Origin of the sequence: Aquiflexum sp., from assembly GCF_041749095.1 — a bacterium.
In the GTDB taxonomy this organism is placed as follows: domain Bacteria; phylum Bacteroidota; class Bacteroidia; order Cytophagales; family Cyclobacteriaceae; genus Aquiflexum.
This window is the reverse complement of the sequence record NZ_JBGTCA010000432.1, coordinates 1-8239: the sequence shown is the minus strand read 5'-3', so window position 1 is coordinate 8239 and position 8239 is coordinate 1. Positions and strand designations below refer to the sequence as shown.

Below are 8239 nucleotides of genomic sequence, written 5' to 3'. Positions count from 1 at the left end.
AAAGGAAAGAAAAAACTGGATTGGGATGAATTCGAAGCTTCCAAAAGGGCCAAGCAGATGGCCACCAAAGGAAAAATCGTTGAGGTACTAGAAGATGGCGACATGCCTCCTGCAAAATTTTTGGAAAACAAACCTGAAGGTAAACTTACCGAAACTGAATTGGCAACCTTGTTGGAATGGAGTGCCGGTAAAAAGAAATCCCCCAAAGAATGAAATTAGGAAAGTTAATCCTAATCGTTCTGATATTGGTTTTTATAGGCATTCAGTTTGTACCTTATGAATTGCCTGCTGTAGAATCCAATAATCCAGGGGATATCCTTTTAAGTAGTATTGTCAGTCAGGAAGTAGCCGGAATATTGAAAACCTCTTGCTATAATTGCCATAGCAATGAGACCATTTATCCATGGTATTCTTATATGGCACCTTCATCATGGCTTGTGGCCAAAGATGTCAGGGAAGCTAGGGAAGAACTTAATTTTTCTACCTGGCAAGAAAATGACATGATCAAAAAGCTGACCTTACTTGATGATATTTCTACCGAAGTGGGGGAAGGCAATATGCCTATGGGAATCTACACTTTGATGCATCCTTCAGCCAAACTGACGGATGAACAGCGTGACCTGATTGTCGCCTGGGCGGAGGAAACCATGGATTTGGTGATGGAGGAAGAGGATGATGAGGAGGAAGAATGGGATGAGGAGGGGTAATTTTTTTAAGCAATCTTCAACCTCAATTCCCCTTTTCTCTTGATGATTTTCAACTCAAAATGCTGATTGATAAAAAACTTGCAGTGGTTCTCTGCCCATTCTGCCCTGCTTTCGGTATCGTGGAGTAAAGTCATTCGCAACATGGTTTTGACATATTGTTCATGATAGCCCAATTCATGGATCCAAGCGATCAACTGTGCGGACCAGTCTTCCTGGAATTTTTCAAAATGAGTGCGCCCGTCAAAAAGCAATTCCAATTGATTGTCCCTGTTTTTAAAACGGTAGATTCCACATAATTGCCTGTAAATCATCCTAAGCCTGTCTTTTGGATAATCGTACGTATCCAGAATGGTGGCAAAAGTCTCATCCATCAGCATCAACGGATTGTACAATTGGGTGTAGGATTTTTTAAGCTCAAAAACCATGGTGTCCAAAAGGCTTTCTTCCAACACTGATTGGGCCTGACGGAGTATGTAGTTTTTGTCTAAGGGGAATAATTTCTGAATCATCTGACGATCAAATCTTTCGCAAATTAGGCTTTTGCTTTCAATAATTAAAGATTTTGTTTTGAAAAAATGGTTTCTATGGCGCTTTGGATCAGATCACTTTCAAAACCCCTGCCCATCAGATATTGGTGGGTCTTGTACCTTTTTTTGAAATCATCAGATTCTTTTATCATGCTTGCTTTTTTTTCAACCAAATGGAGAAGAGTGTCCCAATATTCTTCTTCGTCGATTTCCTTCATTCCTGATTTGATGCAATTGGGACTGATTTGCCGGGATTTCAGTTCCTGTAGGATTTTATTTCTGCCCCATTTTTTGATCCTGAATTTCCCCCTGACAAAGGCCTGTGCAAACCTTTCTTCATTCAGATAACCCTCACTGATCAAATAAGCAATCAACTCCTCAGCCTCCTCCCGATAGATTCCCCGTTCATGCAGTTTGCTCCTTACCTCTTGTTGGTACCGCTCCTGATAGGCACAAAAAGAAGCAATCCGAACCTTTGCTTCGGACAAAGACCAATATTTTTTGGGTTGATCCCGGTCATAATCTTTTCGTGGGTAGGACATTTTGTGTAATTTTAACCCAAAGTAACTTTATGTGTTATTTTTTTCAAATTTTAAACTCCAAACCATTCAACACCATGCGCAAAAGAATTGTAGCCGGAAACTGGAAAATGAACCTCAATTTCGAAGAAGGCCAAAAGCTGACCTCAGAAATCGTCAATATGCTAAAGGATGAAAACATCAAGGATGTGGTCACTGTACTCAACCCACCGTTTGTTCACCTTTATTCCGTCAAAAAGCTGATAGGAGATACCCCAAACCTTTTTCTAGGCTCCCAAAATTGTTCTGATAAAGCTTCCGGTGCCTTTACCGGAGAAACATCAGCTTCCATGTTGGCATCTTTTGGTGCAACTTACGTGATTATCGGACATAGTGAAAGAAGGGAATATTTTAAAGAGTCCAATGAATTGTTGACTGAAAAGACCAAACAGGCATTGGCAAATGGTCTGACGCCGATCTTCTGTTGTGGTGAACCTTTGGAAATCCGTGAGGCAGAAACACATGAAGATTATGTTAAACACCAATTGACAGAAAGTCTTTTTGGGTTTACACCTGAAGAAATGTCAAAGATAGTTATTGCCTACGAACCAATCTGGGCAATAGGAACAGGCAGGACAGCTTCCTCCGATCAGGCTCAGGAAATGCATGCTGCATTGAGAGGTCACTTTGCTAGTAAATACGGACAAGAATTGGCTGACAACATTAGCATCCTATATGGCGGCAGTGCCAATCCAGGCAATGCAAAGGAATTGTTTTCCAAGCCTGACGTAGATGGAGGATTAATTGGTGGAGCTTCCTTGAAATCAAGGGATTTTGTGGAGATTGTGAAATCGTTTTGATGGTTGAGAAGCGAGAGACGAGAGGCGAGATTCTAGATAATGTGGGATGGAAGACGGGAGACCGAAGACGGATGACCGATGTAAGGCTCCGTCATTCTGAACGAGCTTTCTGAAAGTTGGGAATTTAAAGCTAATCCTGTAGCGAAGTGAAGAATCTCTCGAGGAAAAATTGAAGCGTAGATATTAATCGAGCCTTCAAACTAGTCTAAATTGACATTATTCCACCTTTGAATATCGAACTCCGAATGATGAATAATGAAGTAAATGCCCATGCAATACCTGGAATTCAAGTTTTCCTGTAAGGAACCATTCCGTGAAATACTCATAGCCGAACTCTCAGAGGTCGGCTATGATTCTTTTTTGGAGACGGATGAAGGTTTTGATGCCTATATTCAGGAAGACCTTTTTGATAGAAATTCATTTCAACAAGTCATTGAACAATATCAGGAAGCTGCTTCCATTCAGGTGGCTAAAGGCAAGATGCCCAAAATCAATTGGAATGAGGAATGGGAAAAAAACTATAATCCCATCGAAGTTGGAGATCAGGTTTATGTCAGGGCTTCTTTTCATGAAGCTAGACCAGAATTCAAATATAACATCCTGATCAATCCCAAAATGTCCTTCGGTACAGGACATCATGCCACTACATTCTTGATGCTTTCCCACCAATTGACCACCGATCATTCCGGAAAAAGGGTTTTAGATATCGGTTCAGGAACGGGTATTCTGGCCATTATGGCGCATCAACTAGGTGCTAAAGTCATCGAGGCATTTGATATAGACGAATGGTGTGTCGAAAATGGCAATGAAAACTTCGATTTGAATGGGATGTCAAATGTTAGGATGGGAATGGGAACCGTTCGGGAAGTGAAACCACAAGGTGAATTTGACATCGTTTTGGCCAATATCAATAAGAATGTGCTTTTGGACGAAATGGAGGTTTATGCCACATTGGTCAAAACGAATGGCTATTTATTACTTAGTGGATTTTATGAACATGACATTTCAGATATCGAATCAAAAGCAGTGCAATTCGGTTTACAATTGACAGACCAAAAAACCAAAGACAACTGGGCCGCTTTAATTCTGAAAAAGTCATGACTGAATTAATCATATATGCCATCCTATTTTTGATACTGATCGGGCATACCCTTTTGGCTTCAAAGATGTACAATGCTGTGCATCAGAATAAGACTTTGGATATCCAAGAGAAAAATGATTGGAAATTGAAAGCCCTGATATTACCTGTATATTTTTGGGGGAGGTATAAGAGGAGGGTTTTATAAATTGGAAAAATATCAATAAATTGTATTCATGGAAAATGTTATAAATAAGGATCTTTTAAGCCATTTGCTTTTGTTGGAATCAGACGAACAGGAAAAAGTGTTGGATTTTATTAAAGAACTTATTCAAAAACAAGTTATCAATATTAATGCGCTAGAATCTGAAAAAGCAATTGAATCCAATCAAATGAAGAGTTTTAAGGATTTCAATAATGATTTTGAGTTATGGAGAGAAGGGAAAAATAATGGTTTAAATTAAAAATAAAGCTAATTTCTCAAAATACTCGAAATTGAATTTAAAATTGAAGTGTAATAATTTTTTTGTTTAAATTTTTAATTTTTTAGAAAAAGAGAACTAAAAATTTGTTTCTTTCTTTCTTTCTTTCTTTCTTTCTTTAACATGATTAATTCATGGCCATTTTTAATCATAAAAATTATTTTAAACAATTTTAACTATTTTAATTATGAGAAAGCTATTGTTAATGCTTCCAATTTTATTAGGCCTCTCTTTTCAGGCTGAGGCTACCCAAGAATGTACAACTACAGATTACTGGATCCATACCAGTAGTGGGGAATGGATTCACATCTATTTCACAATCTGTATAGAACCTGAACAATAATTAAAAACAATCAGCCTTTAGAAAATTTTCTGAAGGCTGATTAAAATTTTAAATGAATGAAAAAAACAGGAGTTTTTATTTTATTTTGTTTTATAAGCCAGTTTGGTTTTAGCCAGACTTTTGAAGCTGTATATTCTAAATTATTGAATGTAGAGGGGCCTGCCAATATTATGGAAGAAACCTACAAAGATCAAAGGCCTAATATTAAAGAAGAATTTATTCTACTTTCTAATCCAAATGAATCTTATAAACTAACGTTTTGTAATGGAGTTTCTACTTTTCTTCTGATACCAAATAATACTCCAATTGATCGTGAAATAAATTTCGGTAATGTCAATATTAGGGTTACCAAAGCTCAAAAGAAGCCAACCTACCTTATTAAAAAGTTTGAAGATAACTTATATTTCGAAAATGCAGATATTTTTGGTAGAGAATATACTATTATTGATAGCCTTGGATTTGGTCAATGGAAAATCACGAAAGAGGAAAAAATAATTGGGGAGTTTAAGTGTTTTAAAGCCATAAATAAATTGACCGATTATCAAGTTGAAGCATGGTTTACCAGCGAGATTCCCATACCTGATGGACCTTGGTTTTATTCGGGACTTCCAGGACTTATTGTTGAATTAAAGACCGACAAAATGTATTTTAAGTTGGAAAAATTCAAATATGTCAATGAAAAAATTGAATTTGAAAGTAGGCCAACAGGTAAATCAATAACTAGAAAAGAATTTGAAAGAATTGAACATGATAAAGCCTATCAACTCAAGAAAATGATGGAGGAAGGTACTTAAAAATATAAAAATTAATGAAGTCTATTTTTGTGATTTTTTTTATTGTTGTCAGTATGGCAATGTCTTTTGGACAAAGTCGGATCAATGGGTATGTTCAAAACAACAAGGGGGAAGGAATAGGATTTGCAACTATTCAATTACTCACATTAGATTCAACATCAACTTTAAGCTATACAATTTCAAAACCAAATGGCTATTTTTCGATGGATTATAATGAATCTGGGGAATTCATAATTCTCGCAAACCATATGAGTTTTGTTAAATCATATAAAAGTATCACTCTTCAAGCCAATGAACTTGAAACAAGATTGGATTTTAATTTGGATGATGAAATTAAAAATTTAGATGAATATATTATTGAATCTCATAAATCTGCAGTTAAAATTAATGGGGATACAACTTTCTATAACCTTGATTTATTTTTAACAGGAAGGGAAGAAACCTTAAAGGATATTTTGAATAAACTTCCTGGAATCGAAGTGGATAGAAATGGGATTATAAAATCCAACGGTAAAACCGTCAATAATCTACTGATTGAAGGAGAAAGTCTTTTTGGTTCAAACCATAAAATTGTCACTGACAATCTCCGTGGAGATATGGTAGGAGGGATTGAATTAATAGGGAATTATCAAAAAAACAAAGTTTTAAAGGGGATTCAGAATTCTGATCAGGAGGCCATTAATGTTCGAATAAAAGAGGATTCCAAAAACAAAATTTCAGGGGAAATAGGAATAACTGGAGCCTATTATAATAGGTTTGATTTGTTTGCTAACCTATTTAGTTTCAGAAAGAAGACTCAGGCGGCCATTATTACAGATTTAAATAATATCAATAAGCCTATTTTATCCCAAAAAGATTATTCCAATTTCGATGGATCAATAAAAAAGCAATTAGAAAATAACGACTTAAGTATTTCACGATCGGTTGTTTCCGCTCCGGAATATTTATCTCAAAATGACCGGGTTATTTCAAGAACCGTTAATTTTAACGGATATTCAATTACCCACCGTCTAAATCCGAATTTTAAAATAAAAAGCCATGGACTGACTAATTTTCAAAAGCAAAACATGGACTTTCAGAGTTTGAGGACTTTTGTGAATTCAGATCAGGAAATAATGTCAATCGATAAAAGTTTGACTGAAGAAAAAGGGCTTTTTGGACAAATTAATATTGATCTAGAATATAGCAACAGTGATAAGAGCTTTTTCAATTTCACTAATATTATTAACCTTTCCAAAATAGGCTATAATTCAACTATAGATTCAAAATTACTTGAACAATCTCAGGAATTTGTAACAGATAAAACATTAACGAATTACTACTTTGGGCATCAGGTAAGTTATCTTAAGAAAATAAAATCGGATCTTATTTGGACCAATAATTTGTATTTTGATAACAAAAGAATATATGAAAACCTAAATCTAGTTTCTGACGGCCAGATTTTTGATTTCCCAACCGAATCGGTAGGGCAGACACAAAGGGAATATGAATGGGAGTGGGGAGGTGTTACAAAATTCACTCAAATATATAAATCCCTGTTAATTGATTATTTTGCCGGATTTCAGCTTAATCATTCTTCGATTAGTTTTAGTCCATCCAATCAGGATTTGGATTTGTCTGGTAGTATGGGGATCGAAAATACCAGGTACTATGTCGGTACTGGAATAAAAAGTGACCAGAAAAAATTGGTCAAATTTAAAATAGGTTTTGAAGTAGGTGAAACGTTTTTGAAGGTTCAGGAAGTAGAGGAAAGTTCACGACTAATTAATTTTCTTCCAAACGCCCAACTAAGGTTTGATTTTAATCCTTTGAACTCATTAATAACTTCTTACGATAGGACGTTTCAAGTTCCGGAAGTTGCCAAATTGGTTCAAGGAATTAGAATTAGGGATTTTAGAAATCTTATTGATGGCTCAGATATTATGTATAGTGATTTAAGTATAGTTGATAAATTTTCTCTTCAATACTTATTTGTTGATGTATATTCAGGTACAACTGCCTATATTTTTGGAAATTATTTGAATCGGGATAATATTAGCTCAACTGACAATTCTTTCTTTATCGATTATAATACACTTACTTTTACGTTGGGATCAGAGGAGAATAGATCAACTTTAGCAGGAGGTATTGAAACAAGATTGGAATTCATCCCATTTATTTTTAAAAATAGCAACACTCTGGTCAATTTGAATTCAGTCAATTTCATAGAAAATAACCCCAATTTTTTTAATACGATTTCCATTTCAAATACTTTCTCATTGAGAACATTTGGGTTGGACAACATACCCCAAATTGAATTTGGTTTTGAACGTAGGTATTCTAGAACTTATTTCGAACTTATGGAGACTAAAAACCAATTAAGAATTGTTAGTCCTTTTGGATCAGTGAATGGTAAATGGGGTAATAACTTAAATTACTTTTTGAAATATACATATTCGGATTTTAAGACAAATGATTTCACAAATACTTTAAATGTGCTGGATTTTCAAATTAACTATAAAAAGGAAGGTGAAAAATGGGAAATTGGGTTAATTGGTAATGATCTGTTGAATCTTTATAATTCAGAAATCATTGAAATCTTCTCTAATGGAAACCAATTCATACAAAATTCAGTAAATCGAATTCCAGGATATCTTGGGTTTAATATAAAAAGGAGGTTATAAATTTTGACTTACTTCTGTTGTTGATTTTGGTTAGAAGGATACTTTCAGCAAAGTGGTTATTAAACCTCTTTCTATAAGAAAAGAGGTTTATCAATTTTTAAGCTGCTAAAATATCAATGAATATCAAGTATCCACAAATATCTGATCACCCAATAAGGAGTATTCCAAACAAAAATGAATCAAAAGTTAAGAAGGTTCTGATTACCCAACCCCCTCTTCCACATTTGCTGTAAATGGATTGGACTGACGGATTAGGCCATCCGGAAG

Annotated in this window: 11 protein-coding genes; 9 read left to right on the top strand and 2 right to left on the bottom strand. The window is 35.1% G+C overall.

Going from position 1 to position 8239, the window contains the following annotated elements; all coding sequences use genetic code 11:
• Both ACEW8O_RS19875 and ACEW8O_RS19870 read left to right on the top strand, forming a co-directional pair.
• On the top strand, window positions 1–213 hold a 213-nt coding region (locus tag ACEW8O_RS19875; RefSeq protein ID WP_373496373.1), incomplete at its 5' end, for a heme-binding domain-containing protein.
• The gene (locus ACEW8O_RS19870) at window positions 210–707 is read left to right on the top strand and encodes a heme-binding domain-containing protein (protein WP_373496372.1); all 498 of its coding nucleotides are present in this window, start codon (window positions 210–212) and stop codon (window positions 705–707) included. The genes ACEW8O_RS19875 and ACEW8O_RS19870, both read left to right, overlap by 4 nt.
• Before the next feature lie 5 nt (window positions 708–712).
• Here the strand turns inward: ACEW8O_RS19870 and ACEW8O_RS19865 are convergent, their stop codons facing one another.
• Window positions 713–1216, bottom strand: a complete 504-nt coding sequence (locus ACEW8O_RS19865; RefSeq protein ID WP_373496371.1) for a hypothetical protein — start codon at window positions 1214–1216, stop codon at window positions 713–715.
• Window positions 1217–1260: 44 nt separating this feature from the next.
• Window positions 1261–1776, bottom strand: a complete 516-nt coding sequence (locus tag ACEW8O_RS19860) for a regulatory protein RecX (protein WP_373496370.1) — start codon at window positions 1774–1776, stop codon at window positions 1261–1263.
• Between the two features lie 74 nt (window positions 1777–1850).
• On the opposite strand from ACEW8O_RS19860, the gene tpiA reads away from it, so the two are divergent.
• The 7 genes from tpiA to ACEW8O_RS19825 all read left to right on the top strand — a co-directional run bounded on the left by tpiA (window position 1851) and on the right by ACEW8O_RS19825 (window position 7972).
• Window positions 1851–2612, top strand: coding sequence for a triose-phosphate isomerase (gene tpiA / locus ACEW8O_RS19855; protein WP_373496369.1), 762 nt, complete (start codon window positions 1851–1853; stop codon window positions 2610–2612).
• Window positions 2613–2882: 270 nt separating this feature from the next.
• A complete protein-coding gene (prmA, locus tag ACEW8O_RS19850; RefSeq protein ID WP_373496368.1) occupies window positions 2883–3713 on the top strand; it encodes a 50S ribosomal protein L11 methyltransferase in 831 nt (276 codons plus the stop codon).
• Entirely contained in the window at window positions 3710–3898 is a 189-nt protein-coding gene (locus ACEW8O_RS19845; RefSeq protein WP_373496367.1) for a hypothetical protein, read from the top strand. Before prmA ends, ACEW8O_RS19845 begins: the two co-directional genes overlap by 4 nt.
• Before the next feature lie 28 nt (window positions 3899–3926).
• The gene (locus ACEW8O_RS19840) at window positions 3927–4154 is read left to right on the top strand and encodes a hypothetical protein (protein ID WP_373496366.1); all 228 of its coding nucleotides are present in this window, start codon (window positions 3927–3929) and stop codon (window positions 4152–4154) included.
• A 205-nt stretch (window positions 4155–4359) separates the two neighbouring features.
• Window positions 4360–4515, top strand: coding sequence for a hypothetical protein (locus ACEW8O_RS19835; RefSeq protein WP_373496365.1), 156 nt, complete (start codon window positions 4360–4362; stop codon window positions 4513–4515).
• Between the two features lie 56 nt (window positions 4516–4571).
• Complete coding sequence (locus ACEW8O_RS19830; protein WP_373496364.1) at window positions 4572–5309, top strand: GLPGLI family protein; 738 nt, start codon at window positions 4572–4574, stop codon at window positions 5307–5309.
• A 14-nt stretch (window positions 5310–5323) separates the two neighbouring features.
• Entirely contained in the window at window positions 5324–7972 is a 2649-nt protein-coding gene (locus ACEW8O_RS19825; protein WP_373496363.1) for a carboxypeptidase-like regulatory domain-containing protein, read from the top strand.
• The last annotated feature ends 267 nt before the right edge of the window (window positions 7973–8239 follow it).

Coding starts and splice junctions, on each gene's coding strand:
- ACEW8O_RS19870 (WP_373496372.1), top strand. CDS start 210: ATGAAATTAGGAAAGTTAATCCTAATCGTTCTGATATTGGTTTTTATA.
- ACEW8O_RS19865 (WP_373496371.1), bottom strand. CDS start 1,216: ATGATTCAGAAATTATTCCCCTTAGACAAAAACTACATACTCCGTCAG.
- ACEW8O_RS19860 (WP_373496370.1), bottom strand. CDS start 1,776: ATGTCCTACCCACGAAAAGATTATGACCGGGATCAACCCAAAAAATAT.
- tpiA (WP_373496369.1), top strand. CDS start 1,851: ATGCGCAAAAGAATTGTAGCCGGAAACTGGAAAATGAACCTCAATTTC.
- prmA (WP_373496368.1), top strand. CDS start 2,883: ATGCAATACCTGGAATTCAAGTTTTCCTGTAAGGAACCATTCCGTGAA.
- ACEW8O_RS19845 (WP_373496367.1), top strand. CDS start 3,710: ATGACTGAATTAATCATATATGCCATCCTATTTTTGATACTGATCGGG.
- ACEW8O_RS19840 (WP_373496366.1), top strand. CDS start 3,927: ATGGAAAATGTTATAAATAAGGATCTTTTAAGCCATTTGCTTTTGTTG.
- ACEW8O_RS19835 (WP_373496365.1), top strand. CDS start 4,360: ATGAGAAAGCTATTGTTAATGCTTCCAATTTTATTAGGCCTCTCTTTT.
- ACEW8O_RS19830 (WP_373496364.1), top strand. CDS start 4,572: ATGAAAAAAACAGGAGTTTTTATTTTATTTTGTTTTATAAGCCAGTTT.
- ACEW8O_RS19825 (WP_373496363.1), top strand. CDS start 5,324: ATGAAGTCTATTTTTGTGATTTTTTTTATTGTTGTCAGTATGGCAATG.